Below are 18,864 nucleotides of genomic sequence, written 5' to 3' on the forward strand. Positions count from 1 at the left end.
CGACATCGGTATCAGACCGCCCTCATCAGCAGCGTCGCGGCGACCAGGAGGGCCGCGCCGCCGAACATCGAGACCGCGTAGGAGCGGGCGAAGCCGTTCTGGACACGGCGCAGCCGCCCGGACAGGCCGCCGAAACCGGCCGCCGAGCCGTTGACGACACCGTCGACCAGGGTGTGGTCGACATAGACCAGCGAGCGCGTCAGGTGCTCGCCGCCGCGCACCAGCACGACATGGTTGAAGTCGTCCTGGTAGAGATCGCGCCGGGCGGCGCGGGTGAGCACGGAGCCGCGCGGGGCCACGGCGGGTACGGGCTTGCGGCCGTACTGCGCCCAGGCCAGGCCCACGCCGATCACCAGGCAGACCATGGTGGCGCCGGTGACGGTGAGGGCGTTCAGCGGCGAGTGGCCCTCGCTGTGTCCGGTGACCGGCTCCAGCCAGTGCAGGAAGCGGTCGCCCACGTCGAAGAAGGCACCGCCCGCGACCGAGCCGACGGCCAGCACGATCATCGGGATCGTCATGGTCTTCGGGGACTCGTGCGGGTGCGGCTCGCTGTGCGCGCCCTGGTGCTCGGCGGCGGGCTCGGCGCTCGGGGCCTCCGGCGAACGCGTCGGCTGGTTCTTCCAGCGGGGTTCGCCGAAGAACGTCATCAGCATCACGCGGGTCATGTAGAACGCGGTGATCGCCGCGCCCAGCAGGGCCACCCCGCCCAGAATCCAGCCCTCGGCGCCGCCCTTGGCGAACGCCGCCTCGATGATCTTGTCCTTGGAGAAGAAGCCGGACAGACCCGGGAAGCCGATGATCGCGAGGTAGCCGAGGCCGAAGGTGACGAAGGTGATCGGCATGTACTTCCGCAGGCCGCCGTACTTGCGCATGTCGACCTCGTCGTTCATGCCGTGCATCACCGAACCGGCGCCGAGGAACAGCCCGGCCTTGAAGAAGCCGTGGGTGACCAGGTGCATGATCGCGAAGACGTACCCGATCGGGCCGAGGCCGGCCGCGAGGACCATGTAGCCGATCTGCGACATGGTCGAGCCGGCCAGCGCCTTCTTGATGTCGTCCTTGGCGCAACCGACGATCGCACCGAACAGCAGCGTGACCCCGCCGACGACGGTGACGACGAGCTGCGCGTCCGGGGCGCCGTTGAAGATCGCGGCGGAGCGGACGATGAGGTAGACGCCCGCCGTGACCATGGTGGCCGCGTGGATGAGGGCCGAGACCGGGGTCGGGCCCTCCATCGCGTCCCCGAGCCAGGACTGGAGCGGCACCTGGGCGGACTTGCCGCACGCGGCGAGCAGCAGCATCAGGCCGATCGCGGTGAGCCGGCCCTCGGACGCGTCGCCCGCGTGCTCCAGCACCGGGCCGAAGGCGAAGGTGCCGAAGGTGGTGAACATCAGCATGATGGCGATGGACAGGCCCACGTCGCCGACCCGGTTGACCAGGAACGCCTTCTTCGCGGCGGTCGCGGCGCTGGGCTTGTGCTGCCAGAAGCCGATCAGCAGGTACGAGGCGAGGCCCACGCCCTCCCAGCCGACGTACAGCAGCAGGTAGTTGTCGGCGAGGACCAGCAGGAGCATCGCCGCGAGGAACAGGTTGAGGTAGCCGAAGAAGCGGCGGCGGCGCTCGTCGTGCTCCATGTACCCGATGGAGTACAGGTGGATCAGCGAGCCGACGCCGGTGATCAGCAGCACGAACGTCATCGACAACTGGTCGAGCCGCAGGGTGACGTCGGCCTGGAAATCGCCGACCGAGATCCAGCTATACAGGTGCTGGGTCCAGGTGCGGTGTTCGGCGTCCTCGCCGAGCAGCCCGGCGAAGAGGACCAGGCCGATGGCGAAGGAGGCGGTCGACAGCAGGGTGCCGACCCAGTGGCCGACGGCGTCCAGGCGCCGGCCGCCGAGCAGGAGCACGACGGCTCCGAGCAGGGGCGCCGCGATGAGCAGCGCGATCAGGTTCTCCACGATTCTTCCGACCCCTTACAGCTTCATCAGGCTGGCGTCGTCGACCGAGGCCGAGTGGCGGGTGCGGAACAGCGACACGATGATCGCCAGGCCCACCACGACCTCCGCGGCGGCGACGACCATCGTGAAGAAGGCGATGATCTGGCCGTCGAGGTTGCCGTGCATCCGGGAGAAGGTGACGAAGGCGAGGTTGCAGGCGTTGAGCATCAGCTCCACGCACATGAACACCACGATCGCGTTCCGCCGGATCAGCACGCCGGTGGCGCCGATGGTGAACAGCAGGGCCGCGAGATAGAGGTAGTTGACGGGGTTCACTGCGCCGCGTCCTCCGTCCGCTTGAAGGTGGCCGGGGTGCTCTCCGTGCGCTCCAGGCGTTCCTCCGCGCGCTGTTCCAGCGCCTTGAGGTCGCCGAGGGCCTGGGCGGAGACGTCCCGGATCTGGCCGCGTTCGCGCAGCGTCCGGCTGACGCTCAGCTCGGCGGGGGTGCCGTCGGGCAGCAGGCCCGCGATGTCCACCGCGTTGTGCCGGGCGTAGACGCCGGGGGCGGGCAGCGGGGGGACGTTCTTGTTCTCGCGGACCCGCTGGGCGGCCAGCTCGCGCTGGGTCCTGGCCCGTTCGGTGCGCTCGCGGTGGGTGAGCACCATGGCGCCGATCGCCGCGGTGATCAGCAGGGCGCCGGTCAGCTCGAAGGCGAAGACGTACTTGGTGAAGATGAGGGCCGCCAGGCCCTCCACGTTGCCGCCCGCGTTGGCCTGGCCGGTGCCGTTGAACTGGGTCAGGGAGGCGTTGCCGATGCCGCCCAGCAGCAGGATGCCGAAGCCGAGCCCCGAGAGCAGGGCCAGCCAGCGCTGGCCCCTGATGGTCTCCTTCAGCGAGTCCGCGGCGGTCACGCCGACGAGCATCACCACGAAGAGGAAGAGCATCATGATCGCGCCGGTATAGACGACGATCTGCACGACTCCCAGGAAATAGGCGCCGTTGGCGAGGTAGAACACCGCCAGGACGATCATGGTCCCGGCGAGACAGAGCGCGCTGTGCACCGCGCGCCGCATCAGCACGGTGCACAGGGCGCCGATCACCGCGACGCTGCCGAGAATCCAGAACTGGACCGCTTCTCCGGTGGAGGTGGAGTAGGCGGCGAGCTGCGTCGTCATGCCTCCACCCCCTCGTCCTCGGGCTTCTCGCCCTTCGACGTGGCGACCTGGCGGACCGTGCCGGGGGCGGCCTCGGTCACCAGGCCCCGGTAGTAGTCCTGTTCGTCGGTGCCGGGGAAGATCGCGTGCGGGGTGTCGACCATGCCCTCGTCCAGACCGGCGAGCAACTGCTCCTTGGTGTAGATGAGGTTGGCCCGGCTGGAGTCGGCCAGCTCGAACTCGTTGGTCATCGTCAGCGCGCGGGTGGGGCACGCCTCGATGCACAGCCCGCACAGGATGCAGCGGGCGTAGTTGATCTGGTAGACGCGGCCGTACCGCTCGCCCGGCGAGTAGCGCTCCTCGTCGGTGTTGTCGGCGCCCTCGACATAGATGGCGTCGGCGGGGCAGGCCCAGGCGCACAGCTCGCAGCCGACGCACTTCTCCAGGCCGTCCGGATGGCGGTTGAGCTGGTGCCGTCCGTGGAAGCGGGGAGCGGTGGTCTTCTTCTGCTCCGGGTACTGCTCGGTCAGCCGCTTCTTGAACATGGCCTTGAAGGTCACGGCGAAGCCGGCCACGGGATTCTGGAAACCGGGTGCGGTCTCCTTGGGCTCCTCAGCCTCAGCCATCGGACGCCTCCTTTCCATCCGAAGTTCCGTCACTGACAGTGTCCACTCCGCCACTGACAATCAGCTCCCGCTCCTGGCGCGGACGGCGCCTGGGCACCGCGGGCAACTGCTGTCCGGGCAGCGGCGGTACGGGGAATCCGCCCGCCAGCGGATCGAATGCGGGCTGCGGGGCGGGCTGTTCGTCCCGCTTGGCCTTGTCGCGGAACATGTCGGCGACGAAGGAGATCAGCAGCAGGGCGAGCACCCCGCCGCCGACGTAGAGCGCGATGTCGGCGAAGTCGTAGTTCTCGTTGCGCAGCACCCGCACGGTCGCCACCAGCATCAGCCAGACCACCGAGACCGGGATCAGGACCTTCCAGCCGAGCTTCATGAGCTGGTCGTAGCGGACACGGGGGAGCGTGCCGCGCAGCCAGATGAAGAAGAACAGCAGGAGCTGGACCTTGATGACGAACCAGAGCATCGGCCACCAGCCGTGGTTGGCGCCCTCCCAGAAGGTGCTGATGGGCCAGGGGGCCCGCCAGCCGCCGAGGAAGAGGGTGGCCGTCACCGCCGACACCGTCACCATGTTCATGTACTCGGCGAGCATGAACAGCGCGAACTTGATCGACGAGTACTCGGTGTTGAAGCCGCCGACCAGGTCGCCCTCGGACTCCGGCATGTCGAAGGGGGCGCGGTTGGTCTCGCCCACCATCGTGATCACGTAGAGGACGAAGGAGACCGGCAGCAGCAGGATGTACCAGCGGTCGTGCTGCTGTTCCACGATGGTGGAGGTCGACATCGACCCCGAGTAGAGGAACACCGAGGCGAACGCGGCGCCCATGGCGATCTCGTACGAGATCATCTGGGCGCAACTGCGCAGGCCGCCCAGGAGCGGGTAGGTCGAGCCTGAGCTCCAGCCGGCCAGCACGATGCCGTAGATGCCGATCGAGGCGACGGCCAGGATGTACAGCATCGCGATCGGCAGGTCGGTGAGCTGCATCGTGGTGCGGTGGCCGAAGATCGAGACCTCGTTGCCGGCCGGGCCGAAGGGGATCACCGCGATCGCCATGCAGGCCGGGACGACCGCGACGATCGGCGCGAGGACGTAGATCACCTTGTCCGCGCGTTTGACGACGACGTCCTCCTTGAGCATCAGCTTCACGCCGTCGGCGAGCGACTGGAGCATGCCCCAGGGGCCGTGCCGGTTGGGGCCGATGCGCAACTGCATCCAGGCGACGACCTTGCGCTCCCAGACGATGGACAGCAGCACCGTCAGCATCAGGAACGCGAAGCAGAACACCGCCTTGACGACGACCAGCCACCACGGGTCGCTGCCGAACAGCGAGAGGTTTTCAGCGGCGAGGAAGGGGCTCATCCTCGAACCTCCTTGGGGGCCTCGTCGGCGTGCACCGCCGGGCCGATACGGACGAGGGAGCCGGGCCGGGCCCCGGTGTCGGAGGCGACACCCCGGCCGGCCGAGTCCAGCGGGAGCCAGACCACCCGGTCGGGCATCTCGGTGATCTCCAGCGGGAATTCGGTGGTCCCGGCGGGGCCGGTGACGGCGAGCGCGTCGCCGTCCTTGACGCCCGCCTCGGCCGCCGTGGCCGCGGACACGCGCGCGTGGGCGGCGTGCCGGGTGCCGGCCAGTGCCTCGTCGCCCTGCTGGAGGACGCCGAGGTCGAGCAGGAGCCGGTGCCCGGCGAGCACGGCCTCCCCGGCGGCCGGGCGGGGCAGTACGGCCCCGCCGTGCGCCGGGTCGGCGGCGGTGCCCCCGGTCCAGCCGCCGAGCCGGTCGATCTCCGCGCGGGTCGTGCGCAGGTCCGGCAGCCCCAGGTGGACGTCCATGGCGTCGGCCAGCATCTGCAGGACGCGGGCGTCGGCCGGGGCGAGCCGGCGGGTCATCTGATCGGGCTTCAGCGCGGCCTCGAAGAAGCGGACCCGGCCCTCCCAGTTGAGGAAGGTGCCCGTCTTCTCGACCACCGCCGCGACCGGCAGCACCACGTCGGCGCGCTCGGTGACCTCGCTGGGCCGCAGCTCCAGCGAGACCAGGAAGCCGACACTGTCGAGCGCCTCACGCGCGCGTGCCGGGTCGGGCAGGTCGGCGACCTCCACCCCGGCGACGACCAGCGCGGACAGCTCGCCGGTGGCGGCGGCCTCCACGATCTGCTGGGTGTCGCGGCCGTAACGGGCGGGGAGTTCGGCCAGCCCCCAGACGGCGGCGACCTCCTCCCGCGCGCGCGGGTCCGTGGCCGGTCGGCCGCCCGGCAGCAGCGAGGGCAGCGCGCCCGCCTCCACGGCGCCGCGCTCCCCCGCCCGCCGGGGAATCCACACCAGCCGGGCGCCGGTCGCGGCCGCCGTGCGCGCGGCGGCCGTCAGGCCGCCCGCGACGCCCGCGAGCCGCTCGCCGACCACGATCACGGCGCCCTCGGCGCGCAGCGCCTGGGCCGCCTCGGTGCCGGCCTCCTCCAGGCCGGCCCCGCCGGCCAGCGCGTCCAGCCACTCGGGCTCGGTGCCGGGCGCGGCCGGCAGCAGCGTGCCGCCCGCCTTGGTCAGGCCCCGGGTGGCGTGCGTGGCCAGGGAGTACACCTTCTGGCCGCGCTTGCGCCACGCCTTGCGCAGCCGCAGGAAGACGCTGGGCGCCTCCTCCTCGGCCTCGAACCCGACCAGCAGCACGGCGGGCGCCTGCTCCAGCGCGGTGTACGTGACCCCGGTGCCGTCGAGGTCGCGGCCCCGGCCGGCCACCCGGGCGGCCAGGAAGTCGGCCTCCTCGCCGCTGTGCACCCGGGCGCGGAAGTCGATGTCGTTGGTGTCGAGCGCCACCCGCGCGAACTTGCTGTAGGCGTAGGCGTCCTCGACGGTCAGCCGGCCCCCGGTGAGCACCCCGGCGCGGGAGCGGGCGGCGCCCAGGCCCCGCGCGGCGGCGTCCAGCGCCTCCGGCCAGGAGGCCGGCTCCAGCACGCCCTCGGCGTTGCGGACCAGCGGGGTGTCGAGCCGGTCGCGCAACTGGGCGTAGCGGAAGGCGAACCGGCCCTTGTCGCAGACCCAGTCCTCGTTGACCTCCGGGTCGTTGGCGGCGAGCCGCCGCATGACCTTGCCGCGCCGGTGGTCGGTACGGGTGGCGCAGCCGCCCGAGCAGTGCTCGCACACCGACGGCGAGGAGATCAGGTCGAAGGGACGCGACCGGAACCGGTAGGCGGCCGAGGTGAGCGCGCCGACCGGGCAGATCTGGATGGTGTTGCCGGAGAAGTACGACTCGAACGGGTCGCCCTCGCCGGTACCGACCTGCTGGAGCGCGCCCCGCTCGATCAGCTCGATCATCGGGTCGCCCGCGACCTGGTTGGAGAACCGGGTGCAGCGGGCGCACAGCACGCACCGCTCGCGGTCGAGCAGCACCTGGGTGGAGATCGGCACCGGCTTGGCGTAGGTGCGCTTGCGGCCCTCGAAGCGGGACTCGGCGTTGCCGTGCGACATGGCCTGGTTCTGCAGCGGGCACTCGCCGCCCTTGTCGCAGACCGGGCAGTCCAGCGGGTGGTTGATGAGCAGCAGCTCCATCACCCCGACCTGCGCCTTCTCGGCGACGGGCGAGGTGAGCTGGGTCTTCACCACCATGCCGTCGGTGCAGGTGATGGTGCAGGACGCCATCGGCTTGCGCTGGCCCTCCACCTCCACGATGCACTGGCGGCAGGCGCCGGCCGGGTCCAGCAGGGGGTGGTCGCAGAAGCGCGGGATCTCGATGCCGAGCTGCTCGGCGGCCCGGATGACCAGGGTGCCCTTGGGCACGCTGATCTCGATGCCGTCGATCGTCAGCGAGACGAGGTCCTCCGGCGGGACCGCCGCCTGCCCCCCGCCTGAGGGGGCACTGGTGGTCACGGTCATGCGTTCACCTCCGGGCGGTCCGCCCAGGCCGTCGACTTGGCCGGGTCGAAGGGGCAGCCCCGGCCCGTGATGTGCTGCTCGTACTCCTCGCGGAAGTACTTCAGCGAGGAGAAGATCGGCGAGGCCGCGCCGTCGCCCAGGGCGCAGAAGGACTTGCCGTTGATGTTGTCGGCGATGTCGTTCAGCTTGTCGAGATCGCTCATCGAGCCCTTGCCCGCCTCGATGTCCCGCAGCAACTGCACCAGCCAGTACGTCCCTTCGCGGCAGGGCGTGCACTTGCCGCAGGACTCGTGGGCGTAGAACTCGGTCCAGCGGGTGACCGCCCGCACCACGCAGGTGGTCTCGTCGAAGCACTGGAGCGCCTTGGTGCCGAGCATGGAGCCGGCGGCGCCGACGCCCTCGTAGTCCAGGGGCACGTCGAGGTGTTCGTCGGTGAACATCGGGGTGGAGGAGCCGCCCGGCGTCCAGAACTTCAGCCGGTGGCCGGGGCGCATGCCGCCGCTCATGTCGAGCAGTTGGCGCAGGGTGATGCCGAGCGGCGCCTCGTACTGGCCGGGGCTCGCCACGTGCCCGCTGAGCGAGTAGAGCGTGAAGCCGGGCGACTTCTCGCTGCCCATCGAACGGAACCAGTCCTTGCCCTGGTGCAGGATCGCGGGCACCGAGGCGATCGACTCCACGTTGTTCACCACGGTCGGGCAGGCGTAGAGGCCCTCGACGGCCGGGAAGGGCGGCCGCAGCCGCGGCTGGCCCCGGCGGCCTTCGAGCGAGTCGAGCAGCGCGGTCTCCTCGCCGCAGATGTACGCGCCCGCGCCCGCGTGCACGGTGAGTTCGAGGTCGAGTCCGCTGCCGAGGACGTTCTCGCCGAGGAACCCGGCCGCGTACGCCTCCCGTACCGCCTCGTGCAGCCTGCGCAGTACGGGGACGACCTCGCCGCGCAGGTAGATGAAGGCGTGCGAGGAGCGGATCGCGTAGCAGGCGATCACGATGCCCTCGATGAGGCTGTGCGGGTTGGCGTAGAGGAGCGGGATGTCCTTGCAGGTGCCGGGCTCGGACTCGTCGGCGTTGACGACGAGGTAGTGCGGCTTGCCGTCGCCCTGCGGGATGAACTGCCACTTCATGCCGGTCGGGAAGCCGGCGCCGCCCCGGCCGCGCAGGCCGGATTCCTTGACGTAGGCGATCAGGTCGTCCGGGGACATGGCGAGCGCCTTGCGCAGGCCCTCGTAGCCGTCGTGCCGCCGGTAGACGTCCAGGGTCCAGGAGCGGTCCTCGTCCCAGAACGCCGAGAGCACGGGGGCGAGCAGCTTCTCGGGGCTGGTGTCGTCCTTGACGTCGGTCACCACGGTCATCACTCCCCCTCCTCTGCGGTCGGGCCGGACGGGTGGGCCGGGTCGGAGGCCGAGGTGTCGACCGGGTCGTGGGCGCTGAGCCGCTCGGTGGGCGAGGGGTCGTGCACCGGCTCCTCGGGCGGGGCGGCGTCGCGCGGGTGGACCACGCGCGCGGGCTGGGCCTCGCCCTTGGCCAGGCGCAGGCCGACCAGGGAGGCGTGGCCCGCGCTGCCGCCCTCCTCGACGGCGCCGGGGCGCTCGTCGGGGAAGCCGGCCAGGATGCGGGCGGTCTCCTTGAAGGTGCACAGCCGGGCGCCGCGCGTGGGCTCCACCGGCTGCCCGGCGCGCAGGTCGTCGACGAGGCGGGTGGCGCTGGCCGGGGTCTGGTTGTCGAAGAACTCCCAGTTGACCATCACCACCGGCGCGTAGTCGCAGGCCGCGTTGCACTCGATGTGCTCCAGGGTGACCTTGCCGTCGCCGGTGGTCTCGCCGTTGCCGACGCCCAGGTGCTCCTGGAGGGTCTCGAAGATGGCGTCGCCGCCCATGACCGCGCACAGGGTGTTGGTGCAGACGCCCACCTGGTACTCGCCGGAGGGGCGGCGGCGGTACATGGAGTAGAAGGTGGCGACCGCGGTGACCTCGGCGGTGGTCAGCTCCAGCACGTCGGCGCAGAACTTCATGCCGGTCCGGGTGACGTAGCCGTCCTCGGACTGCACGAGGTGCAGCAGCGGCAGCAGGGCGGAGCGGGAGTCGGGGTAGCGCGCGATCACCTCGCGCGCATCCGCCTCCAGCCGGGCCCGGACGTCGTCCGGGTAGGCGGGCGGGGGCAGTTCCGGCATGCCCAGGCCGACGCCCCGCTCGGAAGAAGAGGTGGTCACCGGTCGACGCCTCCCATCACGGGGTCGATGGACGCCACGGCCACGATGACGTCGGCGACCTGGCCGCCCTCGCACATCGCCGCCATGGCCTGGAGATTGGTGAAGGACGGGTCGCGGAAGTGGACCCGGAAGGGGCGGGTGCCGCCGTCGGAGACGGCGTGCACGCCGAGTTCGCCCTTGGGCGACTCCACGGCCGCGTACGCCTGGCCCGGCGGGACCCGGAAGCCCTCGGTGACGAGCTTGAAGTGGTGGATCAGGGCCTCCATGGAGGTGCCCATGATCTTCTTGATGTGGTCCAGCGAGTTGCCGAGCCCGTCCGGGCCGAGCGCCAACTGCGCGGGCCAGGCGATCTTCTTGTCGGCGACCATGACCGGGCCCGGCTGGAGCCGGTCCAGGCACTGCTCGATGATCCTGAGCGACTGGCGCATCTCCTCCAGCCGGATCAGGAAGCGGCCGTAGGAGTCGCAGGTCTCGGCGGTGGGCACGTCGAAGTCGTAGGTCTCGTAACCGCAGTACGGCTGGGCCTTGCGCAGGTCGTGCGGCAGGCCGGTGGAGCGCAGGATCGGGCCGGTGGCGCCGAGCGCCATGCAGCCGGCCAGGTCGAGGTGGCCGACGTCCTGCATGCGGGCCTTGAAGATGGGGTTCCCGGTGGCGAGCTTGTCGTACTCCGGGAGGTTCTTCCGCATCTTCTTGACGAACTCGCGGATCTGGTCGACCGCGCCGGGCGGCAGGTCCTGGGCGAGTCCGCCGGGCCGGATGTACGCGTGGTTCATCCGGAGACCGGTGATCAGCTCGTAGATGTCGAGGATCATCTCGCGGTCGCGGAAGCCGTAGATCATGATCGTGGTGGAGCCCAGCTCCATGCCGCCGGTCGCGATGCACACCAGGTGCGACGACAGCCGGTTCAGCTCCATCAGGAGCACCCGGATGATGTCGGTCCGCTCGGTGATCTGGTCCTCGATGCCGAGCAGCTTCTCGACGGCGAGACAGTAGGCGGTCTCGTTGAAGAAGGACGTCAGGTAGTCCATGCGCGTGACGAAGGTGGTGCCCTGCGTCCACGTGCGGTACTCGAGGTTCTTCTCGATGCCGGTGTGCAGATAGCCGATGCCGCAGCGGGCCTCGGTGACCGTCTCGCCCTCGATCTCCAGGATGAGCCGGAGCACGCCGTGGGTGGACGGGTGCTGCGGACCCATGTTGACGACGATGCGCTCGTCGTCCGCCTTGGCCGCGGACTGGACGACCTCGTCCCAGTCGCCACCGGTGACCGTGTAGACGGTCCCCTCGGTGGTCTCGCGCGCTGACGCGTGGGAAGTGCTCACGAGTACGACCTCCGCTGGTCCGGAGCCGGGATCTGGGCGCCCTTGTACTCGACGGCGATGCCGCCGAGGGGGTAGTCCTTGCGCTGCGGGTGGCCCTGCCAGTCGTCCGGCATCATGATCCGGGTGAGGGCCGGGTGGCCGTCGAAGACGATCCCGAAGAAGTCGTACGTCTCGCGCTCGTGCCAGTCGTTGGTCGGGTAGACCTCCACCAGGGACGGGATGCGCGGGTCGGCGTCGGGGGCGCTGACCTCCAGCCGGATCAGCCGGTTGTGGGTGATCGAGCGCAGGTGGTAGACGGCGTGCAGCTCGCGGCCCTTGTCGCTCGGGTAGTGCACCCCGCTGACGCCGGTGCACAGCTCGAAGCGGAGCGCCGGGTCGTCGCGCAGGGTGCGGGCGACGCGGAGCAGGTGCTCGCGCTCGATGTGGAAGGTCAGCTCGCCTCGGTCGACGACGGTGCGCTCGATGGCGTTCTCCGGGAGCAGGCCCTGCTCCTCCAGCGCGCCCTCCAGCTCGTCGGCGACCTCGTCGAACCAGCCGCCGTAGGGGCGGCTCGCGGCGCCGGGGAGCCGGATCGAGCGGACCAGGCCGCCGTAGCCGGAGGTGTCGCCGCCGTTGTTGGCGCCGAACATGCCGCGCTGGACGCGGATCTCCTCGCCGCCCTGGCCGCGCTGGCCGGGGAGGTTGGAGGCCGAGAGGTCCTTCTCGGGGTTCACCCCGTTGGTGCCGTTGTCGTCGCTCACCGCAGCAGCCCCTTCATCTCGATCGTGGGCAGTGCCTGGAGCGCGGCTTCCTCGGCCTCCCGGGCGGCCGCCTCGGCGTTGACGCCGAGCTTTCCGCCCTGGATCTTCTGGTGGAGCTTGAGGATCGCGTCCATCAGCATCTCGGGGCGCGGCGGGCAGCCGGGGAGATAGATGTCGACCGGCACGATGTGGTCGACGCCCTGGACGATCGCGTAGTTGTTGAACATGCCGCCCGAGGACGCGCAGACGCCCATGGAGATGACCCACTTCGGGTTGGGCATCTGGTCGTAGACCTGCCGCAGCACCGGCGCCATCTTCTGGCTGACCCGGCCCGCGACGATCATCAGGTCGGCCTGGCGCGGTGAGCCGCGGAAGACCTCCATGCCGAAGCGGGCGAGGTCGTAGCGTCCGGCGCCGGTGGTCATCATCTCGATGGCGCAGCAGGCGAGTCCGAAGGTGGCCGGGAAGACGGACGCCTTGCGCACCCAGCCCGCGGCCTGTTCGACGGTGGTCAGCAGGAAGCCGCTCGGCAGCTTTTCTTCGAGTCCCATGACTTAAAGGCCCCTCAGTCCCATTCCAGGCCGCCGCGCCGCCATACGTACGCGTACGCGACGAAGACGGTGAGCACGAAGAGCAGCATCTCCACGAGCCCGAAGACCCCGAGCGCGTCGAAGGTGACGGCCCAGGGGTAGAGGAAGACGATCTCGATGTCGAAGACGATGAAGAGCATCGCCGTCAGGTAGTACTTGATGGGGAAGCGCCCGCCGCCGGCCGGCGTGGGGGTGGGCTCGATGCCGCATTCGTAGGCTTCGAGCTTGGCGCGGTTGTAGCGCTTCGGACCGATCAGCGCGGCCATGACCACGGAGAAGATCGCAAAGCCTGCCCCGAGGGCTCCCAGTACGAGGATGGGCGCGTACGCGTTCACCGCTCCTCGCTCCCTTCAGTCGGCATTGACTGGTGGCGGATCACGGGCTCACATCTGCCTCGTCCGTCCCACCGACCCCACCCGTCCCGGCGAAGATCGAGAACATGTGAAGCAGGTCACAAGCCCAACTGCTCCGCATCTTATGCCCGCCGCTCTGTGATCTGCGACACGGGGTATTGCACAAGCTTTGTGATCTCCACCACCTGACGAAGGATCATGAAGCCGGAGGATGGGTGATCTTCGCACGCGAAGCGTTCAGTTGATCACCAGAAGTGACAATCCCGCTCGTCGACGCAGGCCAGAGGGGGTGCGGAGGCGGTACCTCAATATCAAGAGGGTTCCGTTGCATGCAAATTGGTGTCGGACGCATGCGACTGCTAGTGCAGGGCGTTCACACCTCGGAGGGAGATCCGGGGCACGATGTGGACGCGTCCGGGGCGTGTGCGTGCGTTCACGAAGTCCGGACGCGTGGCCGGTCGTCGCGGACGCGACTCTTCCGGTGACCGTTCCGTGACCTCCGCCACACCGGTGGCGGGCGTTCCGGAGCCGGGCTTGGCCATCGACCCCAACCGATGGTAGGCGCGGGGCAATTCGGACGTAATGATCAAAGACCGTGATCAACGGCCCAATGATCTCCGTCCGCTATGTCCGTTACGGCGTCAATAAAGAGTGACGCGACCAGGTTTCGGAGATCCGATTGAACAATTGTGGCGCAGCACACGTTTGTTGAAGATATGAAGGAGCCCCTGGTACCGGTTGTTCCCATGTCCCACACCGCTCACATACGCAGCCACCGGAAGCCCCGCCGCAGCGCGTCGTCCATCGTCGTGCGGTCCGGTGTCGCCGGCGGCGTCCTCAGCACCCTGGCGGTCGCAGGAGCGGCCGGCTACGCGAACGCGGCAGAGGCCGAGCCCGTGACGCAGACGCTCGAACTCCCCACCCTCACCGCCGACGTGGCCACCCAGGTCGCGCAGTCCGCGGACGCCACCCAGCAGGCGGCCGCGAACTACGAGCTGCAGGCCGAGCGTGACGCGGCCGCCGCCAGCGCCGCGAAGCAGGCCAAGGCCGACCTCGCCGAGGCGCGGCAGAAGGCCGAGGCGAAGAAGAAGGCGCAGGAGGAGGCCCGTAAGGAGGCCGCCGCCCGTGCCACCCGCAACGCCGAGCGCACCGTGCTGTCCGCCTCCGCGAGCACCGACGCGGGCAGCTCCACCGTCACCGGCTCGTCCAGCGCGACCGGTTCGGCCGCGTCCATCGTGTCGTTCGTGAAGTCCCAGGTCGGCAAGGCGTACGTCTCCGGCGCCACCGGTCCCTCCGCCTACGACTGCTCGGGCCTGGTCCAGACGGCGTTCAAGCAGGTCGGCATCAGCCTCCCGCGCGTCTCCCAGGACCAGTCCACGGCCGGCACCCAGGTCTCCCTGAGCAACCTCCAGCCCGGCGACATCCTCTACTGGGGCAGCGCGGGCAGCGCGTACCACGTGGGCGTCTACGTCGGCGACGGCATGTTCGTCGGCGCCCAGAACCCCTCCACCGGCGTCGTGGAGCGCCCCCTCTCCTACGACCAGCCCACCGGCGCGGTCCGGGTCCTCTGACCCTCCACCCCACCCGCACGACAAAGGCCGCTGCCCTCGGGGGGCAGCGGCCTTCGTGCGTCTCCTGCCATGCTCGGGCCCGGGCCGCCGCCCGGCGGCCCTCCACGAAGCAGAGGGAGACAGCGCGATGCCACGCGTGTTCGTCCAGGGAAGTCCCGCCGACCACTACCCCCGGTACGCCCCGGAGGCCGGACGGGGTGCGGTGCGCCGCATCACCGAGACGGGCGAGGAGGTCCTGCACAAGCCGTGCCGGGACGTCACGGAGTTCGGGCCCGACCTCGCGGCCCTCATCGACGACATGTTCCGCACGATGTACGTCGCCGAGGGCGCCGGGCTCGCGGCGAACCAGATCGGCGTCGGCCTGCGCCTCTTCGTCTACGACTGCCCCGACGACAACGGCGTCCGCCACGTCGGCCACATCGTCAACCCGGTACTGGAACCCGCCCCGGCCGGACGCCCGTTGCTGGACGATGTCGAGGGCTGCCTCTCGGTCCCCGGCGCGACCATGTCCGTCCCCCGTCCCGAACGGGCCGTCGTCCGAGGCCAGGACAAGACCGGCAGCCCTCTCCTCCTCGACGGCACCGGCTACTTCGCCCGCTGCCTCGCCCACGAAACCGACCACACCCACGGCGTCGTCTACCTGGACCGCCTCTCCCAGCGCGAGAGGCGAGACGCCCTGCGCCAGACGGCGGCCCACCGGGACGAGGTCCTCGTCCGCCGGACCGCCAGGGCGACTCGGTTGAACTGACGCCCCGCCTCGGCGGAGGCGGGTTCGTCCCCTCACCTCCGCCGAGCCGCTCCCTCCGGCCAGACCACGTCGACGGGCAGCCCCGCGTTCCTGGCCTCGATCACGACATCGGCCGAACCGCCGCCCTTGCCGGACGGCGGTTCGCCGTTCCACACGGCGACGAGCCGCTCGGCGCGTGCGAGAAGCGTCCGGTTCGCGCTTTCGTACGCCTGCCGGTTCGCCGTCTCGTGCGGCATGACGAGCACCTCGTCGGCCGCCGCCACGAGCCGGTCGAAGGTCTCGGCGTGGTCCGGTTTGACCTTGGCCGTCCGGTAGTCCCTCGAAGGCACCACCACGACAAGCCGTCCGCCCGCACGGAGCACCGCCTCGGCGAAGAGGGAGTCGGCACCGGCCGCGATGCACGAGACCCCGACCAGGGCCCCCGGCTCGTACGCCCTCAGCAGATCCCCGAGCGCGGCCCGCACCAACGGCACGGACTCGTCCGTCAGGTCCATGTGTCCGGTCACGCCGATGGTGGTCACGCCTTCGGCGCGACCTTGGTCAGGCCGTTGATGACGCGGTCCATGGTGTCGCCGCCGGTGGGGTCTGTGAGGTTGGCGAGGAGTTTGAGGACGAACTTCATCAGGAGGGGGTGGGTGAGGCCGCGCTGGGCGCCGATCTGCATGACCTTGGGGTTGCCGATGAGTTTCACGAAGGCGCGGCCGAGGGTGTAGTAGCCGCCGTAGGTGTCCTTCAGGACGCGGGGGTAGCGCTGGAGGGCGATCTCGCGGGTGGCCGGGGTCGGGCGGGCGTGGGCCTGGACGATGACGTCGGCGGCGAGCTGGCCGGACTCCATGGCGTAGGCGATGCCCTCGCCGTTGAAGGGGTTCACCATGCCGCCGGCGTCGCCGACCAGCAGCAGGCCCTTGGTGTAGTGCGGCTGGCGGTTGAAGGCCATCGGCAGGGCCGCGCCCCGGATCGGGCCCGTCATGTGCTCCGGGGTGTAGCCCCACTCCTCCGGCATCGAGGCGCACCACGCCTTGAGCACCTCGCGCCAGTCCAGCTCCTTGAAGGAGTCCGAGGTGTTCAGCACGCCGAGGCCCACGTTCGACGTGCCGTCACCCATGCCGAAGATCCAGCCGTAGCCGGGCAGCAGGCGGTCCTGGGCGCCCCGGCGGTCCCACAGCTCCAGCCAGGACTCCAGGTAGTCGTCCTCGTGCCGAGGGGACTCGAAGTACGTGCGTACGGCCACGCCCATCGGGCGGTCCTCGCGGCGGTGCAGGCCCATCGCCAGGGAGAGGCGGGTGGAGTTGCCGTCCGCCGCGACCACGAGGGGTGCGTGGAAGGTCACCGGGCGCTTCTCGTCGCCCAGCTTCGCCGTCACGCCCGTGATCCGGCCCGTACGGTCGTCGATGACCGGCCCGCTCACGTTGCACAGCTCGAACAGCCGGGCGCCCGCCTTCTGCGCCTGCCGGGCCAACTGCTCGTCGAAGTCGTCCCGCTTCCGCACCAGGCCGAAGTTCGGGTACGAGGCGAGATCGGGCCAGTCCAACTGGAGCCGGGAGCCGCCGCCGATGATGCGCAGGCCCTTGTTGCGCAGCCAGCCCGCCTCCTCGGAGATGTCGATGCCCATGGCCACGAGCTGCTTGACCGCACGCGGGGTCAGGCCGTCACCGCAGACCTTCTCCCTCGGGAACTCGGTCTTCTCCAGCAGCAGGACGTCGAGTCCGGCCTTGGCGAGGTGGTAGGCGGTGGTGGAGCCGGCCGGCCCCGCGCCCACGACGATCACGTCTGCGGTGTTGTCGGAGAGGGGCTCAGTCACGGCGGGTTCTCCCCAAGTTGTGAATCTTCGTGCCGACGGGCACTGGACATGGGCAGTCTATTCAGCAGAATTGATCAACCGGCTGAAGGGCTGCTCCGTGAACCGAACTCACCCCGTAGTACGGCTGCGTGTGCCCACCGACGAGGACGCCTTCGCCTGGCACCAAGTCTTCGCCGATCCCGAGGTCATGCGGTTCCACGGGGGGCGGGCGGCGGAGCTCTCCGTGTACGAGGAACTCACCGCCCGGCAGCGGCGGCACGACGCCGAGCTGGGATTCTGTCTGTGGTCCGTGCTCGACGGCTCCGGGGACGTGGTCGGGTTCACCGGGGCTCAGCCCTGGCCCCACGCGTGGGGGCCCGCCGGGGAGATCGAGATCGGGTGGCGGCTGGGGCGGGCGCACTGGGGGCTCGGGTACGCGTCTGTCGCCGCTCAGGACTGTCTTGAGCGGGTTCGCTCCGCTGGGGTCCGGCGGGTTGTCGCCATGGTCGACGCCGAGAACGAGCGGTCCATCGCTGTCACTCAGCGGCTGGGGATGCGGCTTTCCGAGCGGTTCGTCACTCCCTCGTCCGAGCGGCAAGGGCTTTGCTACTCCCTTGAGTTGTGACTCTCCGTAGTTGATTGTCACAGAAAGAGAGATGTCATTTCCGGGTGCTCTTCCCCGGAGTTACCCTGCCAGTACCGCTGGGGGTGACATCAGTGCACATACCACCCAAAACGTCCGAGGTGCGAGTGCCTCGGTTTGTCGGGCTCATGGCCGTGGACGCCCGTGCGGCCGCCTCGGCCCGCGGGCTCTTCCTCAACGCTCCCGACCGGCCCGAGTTCGCCGGGGTCGTCGTGGACTACGTCGTACGGCAGTTTCCCGCGCCCGGTGCCGAGGTTCCGCCCGACTCCGTCGTCTATGTGTGGTTCGACTTCGGGGAGGGCGAAGGGGGTGGGGGTGTGCGGGAGCCCCGGTTGCCCGCGCCGCCCTCCGGAGGGCTTCAGCGGGAACTCGGGGAGCCCGGGGACGCGTTCGAGATGATCGCTCGGTGAGGTGTGCCTCGGGGTGGGGTGGGGTTACTGCTTGAAGCCCCTGTGCAGGGCCACCACTCCGCCCGTCAGGTTGCGCCATGCCACCCTTTGCCAGCCTGCCTTCTGCAGCTTCTCCGCCAGCGCCGGCTGGTTCGGCCAGGCTCGGATGGATTCCGCCAGGTACACGTACGCGTCCGGGTTCGACGACACCGACCGCGCCACCGGGGGGAGCGCCCGCATCAGGTACTCCGTGTACACCGTGCGGAACGGGGTCCACGTGGGGTGCGAGAACTCGCAGATCACCACCCTGCCGCCCGGCTTCGTCACCCGGTACAGCTCCCTCAGCGCGGCATCCGTGTCCTGGACGTTGCGCAGGCCGAAGCTGATCGTCACCGCGTCGAAGGTGTCGTCCTTGAACGGGAGCCTCGTCGCGTCCCCCGCCGTGATCGGCAGCCACGGGTGCTTCTTCTTGCCTACCTGGAGCATGCCCAGGGAGAAGTCGCAGGGGACGACGTAGGCGCCGGTGCGGGCGAAGGGGAGCGACGACGTCGCCGTGCCCGCCGCCAGGTCCAGGACCTTCTGCGCGGGGCGGGCGTCCACCGCCTTCGCCACCTCCTTGCGCCAGCGGCGGTCCTGGCCCAGTGACAGCACGTCGTTCGTGAGGTCGTACCGTTCCGCCACGTCGTCGAACATCTCGGCGACTTCGTGGGGCTGCTTGTTCAAGGAAGCGCGGGTCACCCTGTCATTGTGGCAGGCCGGTTGACTTCGGGCGGGGACGGGGGCGGTGGGTCGTGGGGCGGGGCCGCGGCGGGGGGGGGGGGGGGGGGGGGGGGGGGGGGGGGGGGGGTGGGGGGGGGGGGGGGGGGGGGGGGGGGGGGGGGGCCGCGTTTGCGGCCCCGGGGGCGGGGGGGGGCCCCCCCCCCCGGGCCACCCCCCCCCCCCCCCGCCGCCGCTCG

The 18,864-nt window shown here is 70.3% G+C and carries 19 protein-coding genes; 4 read left to right on the forward strand and 15 right to left on the reverse strand.

Annotated elements, in window-relative coordinates:
- Positions 1 to 11 precede the first annotated feature (11 nt).
- From nuoL to ACZ3HQ_RS04715, 12 genes are read right to left on the reverse strand one after another with little or no spacing between them, the layout of a single operon-like run.
- Entirely contained in the window at positions 12 to 1,958 is a 1,947-nt protein-coding gene (gene nuoL, locus ACZ3HQ_RS04660; RefSeq protein WP_467507908.1) for an NADH-quinone oxidoreductase subunit L, read from the reverse strand.
- Positions 1,959 to 1,973: 15 nt separating this feature from the next.
- Complete coding sequence (gene nuoK / locus ACZ3HQ_RS04665; protein WP_030742982.1) at positions 1,974 to 2,273, reverse strand: NADH-quinone oxidoreductase subunit NuoK; 300 nt, start codon at positions 2,271 to 2,273, stop codon at positions 1,974 to 1,976.
- Entirely contained in the window at positions 2,270 to 3,112 is an 843-nt protein-coding gene (locus ACZ3HQ_RS04670) for an NADH-quinone oxidoreductase subunit J (protein ID WP_467507909.1), read from the reverse strand. The genes nuoK and ACZ3HQ_RS04670 overlap by 4 nt, the downstream gene beginning before the upstream one ends.
- Positions 3,109 to 3,717: an NADH-quinone oxidoreductase subunit NuoI gene (nuoI, locus tag ACZ3HQ_RS04675; RefSeq protein ID WP_467507911.1), complete on the reverse strand. Its 609-nt coding sequence runs from the start codon at positions 3,715 to 3,717 to the stop codon at positions 3,109 to 3,111. The genes ACZ3HQ_RS04670 and nuoI overlap by 4 nt, the downstream gene beginning before the upstream one ends.
- The gene (gene nuoH / locus ACZ3HQ_RS04680; protein WP_467507913.1) at positions 3,710 to 5,071 is read right to left on the reverse strand and encodes an NADH-quinone oxidoreductase subunit NuoH; all 1,362 of its coding nucleotides are present in this window, start codon (positions 5,069 to 5,071) and stop codon (positions 3,710 to 3,712) included. Before nuoH ends, nuoI begins: the two co-directional genes overlap by 8 nt.
- On the reverse strand, positions 5,068 to 7,572 hold the full coding sequence (locus ACZ3HQ_RS04685) for an NADH-quinone oxidoreductase subunit G (RefSeq protein WP_467507915.1): 2,505 nt from the start codon (positions 7,570 to 7,572) through the stop codon (positions 5,068 to 5,070). The genes nuoH and ACZ3HQ_RS04685 overlap by 4 nt, the downstream gene beginning before the upstream one ends.
- A complete protein-coding gene (gene nuoF / locus ACZ3HQ_RS04690) occupies positions 7,569 to 8,918 on the reverse strand; it encodes an NADH-quinone oxidoreductase subunit NuoF (protein ID WP_467507917.1) in 1,350 nt (449 codons plus the stop codon). Before nuoF ends, ACZ3HQ_RS04685 begins: the two co-directional genes overlap by 4 nt.
- Entirely contained in the window at positions 8,918 to 9,775 is an 858-nt protein-coding gene (nuoE, locus tag ACZ3HQ_RS04695) for an NADH-quinone oxidoreductase subunit NuoE (RefSeq protein ID WP_467507919.1), read from the reverse strand. The genes nuoF and nuoE overlap by 1 nt, the downstream gene beginning before the upstream one ends.
- Positions 9,772 to 11,094 (reverse strand): NADH-quinone oxidoreductase subunit D, encoded by a 1,323-nt coding sequence (locus ACZ3HQ_RS04700; protein WP_130331285.1) that lies wholly within the window; start codon positions 11,092 to 11,094, stop codon positions 9,772 to 9,774. Before ACZ3HQ_RS04700 ends, nuoE begins: the two co-directional genes overlap by 4 nt.
- The gene (locus ACZ3HQ_RS04705) at positions 11,091 to 11,834 is read right to left on the reverse strand and encodes an NADH-quinone oxidoreductase subunit C (protein WP_467507921.1); all 744 of its coding nucleotides are present in this window, start codon (positions 11,832 to 11,834) and stop codon (positions 11,091 to 11,093) included. The genes ACZ3HQ_RS04700 and ACZ3HQ_RS04705 overlap by 4 nt, the downstream gene beginning before the upstream one ends.
- Positions 11,831 to 12,385 carry a NuoB/complex I 20 kDa subunit family protein gene (locus ACZ3HQ_RS04710; RefSeq protein WP_130331281.1) on the reverse strand — a complete coding sequence of 185 codons (555 nt, stop codon included), beginning with the start codon at positions 12,383 to 12,385 and terminating at the stop codon, positions 11,831 to 11,833. The genes ACZ3HQ_RS04705 and ACZ3HQ_RS04710 overlap by 4 nt, the downstream gene beginning before the upstream one ends.
- Before the next feature lie 14 nt (positions 12,386 to 12,399).
- Positions 12,400 to 12,759, reverse strand: a complete 360-nt coding sequence (locus ACZ3HQ_RS04715) for an NADH-quinone oxidoreductase subunit A (protein ID WP_030813697.1) — start codon at positions 12,757 to 12,759, stop codon at positions 12,400 to 12,402.
- Between the two features lie 764 nt (positions 12,760 to 13,523).
- Between ACZ3HQ_RS04715 and ACZ3HQ_RS04720 the strand changes: the two genes are divergently transcribed.
- On the forward strand, positions 13,524 to 14,348 hold the full coding sequence (locus ACZ3HQ_RS04720; RefSeq protein ID WP_467507923.1) for a C40 family peptidase: 825 nt from the start codon (positions 13,524 to 13,526) through the stop codon (positions 14,346 to 14,348).
- A 127-nt stretch (positions 14,349 to 14,475) separates the two neighbouring features.
- Complete coding sequence (gene def, locus ACZ3HQ_RS04725) at positions 14,476 to 15,096, forward strand: peptide deformylase (RefSeq protein WP_467507925.1); 621 nt, start codon at positions 14,476 to 14,478, stop codon at positions 15,094 to 15,096.
- 32 nt (positions 15,097 to 15,128) lie between these two features.
- Here the strand turns inward: def and ACZ3HQ_RS04730 are convergent, their stop codons facing one another.
- Positions 15,129 to 15,617, reverse strand: a complete 489-nt coding sequence (locus ACZ3HQ_RS04730; RefSeq protein WP_467507927.1) for a hypothetical protein — start codon at positions 15,615 to 15,617, stop codon at positions 15,129 to 15,131.
- Complete coding sequence (locus ACZ3HQ_RS04735; RefSeq protein ID WP_467507929.1) at positions 15,614 to 16,897, reverse strand: geranylgeranyl reductase family protein; 1,284 nt, start codon at positions 16,895 to 16,897, stop codon at positions 15,614 to 15,616. The genes ACZ3HQ_RS04730 and ACZ3HQ_RS04735 overlap by 4 nt, the downstream gene beginning before the upstream one ends.
- A 97-nt stretch (positions 16,898 to 16,994) precedes the next feature.
- On the opposite strand from ACZ3HQ_RS04735, the gene ACZ3HQ_RS04740 reads away from it, so the two are divergent.
- Positions 16,995 to 17,501: a GNAT family N-acetyltransferase gene (locus ACZ3HQ_RS04740; RefSeq protein WP_467507931.1), complete on the forward strand. Its 507-nt coding sequence runs from the start codon at positions 16,995 to 16,997 to the stop codon at positions 17,499 to 17,501.
- A 119-nt stretch (positions 17,502 to 17,620) separates the two neighbouring features.
- Positions 17,621 to 17,929, forward strand: a complete 309-nt coding sequence (locus ACZ3HQ_RS04745) for a PASTA domain-containing protein (RefSeq protein ID WP_135784371.1) — start codon at positions 17,621 to 17,623, stop codon at positions 17,927 to 17,929.
- A 24-nt stretch (positions 17,930 to 17,953) separates the two neighbouring features.
- Here ACZ3HQ_RS04745 and ACZ3HQ_RS04750 read toward each other — a convergent pair whose 3' ends face one another.
- Positions 17,954 to 18,646, reverse strand: coding sequence for a demethylmenaquinone methyltransferase (locus tag ACZ3HQ_RS04750; RefSeq protein ID WP_467507933.1), 693 nt, complete (start codon positions 18,644 to 18,646; stop codon positions 17,954 to 17,956).
- Between the last annotated feature and the right edge of the window lie 218 nt (positions 18,647 to 18,864).

It is taken from the genome of Streptomyces sp. NPDC018263 (assembly GCF_055562575.1).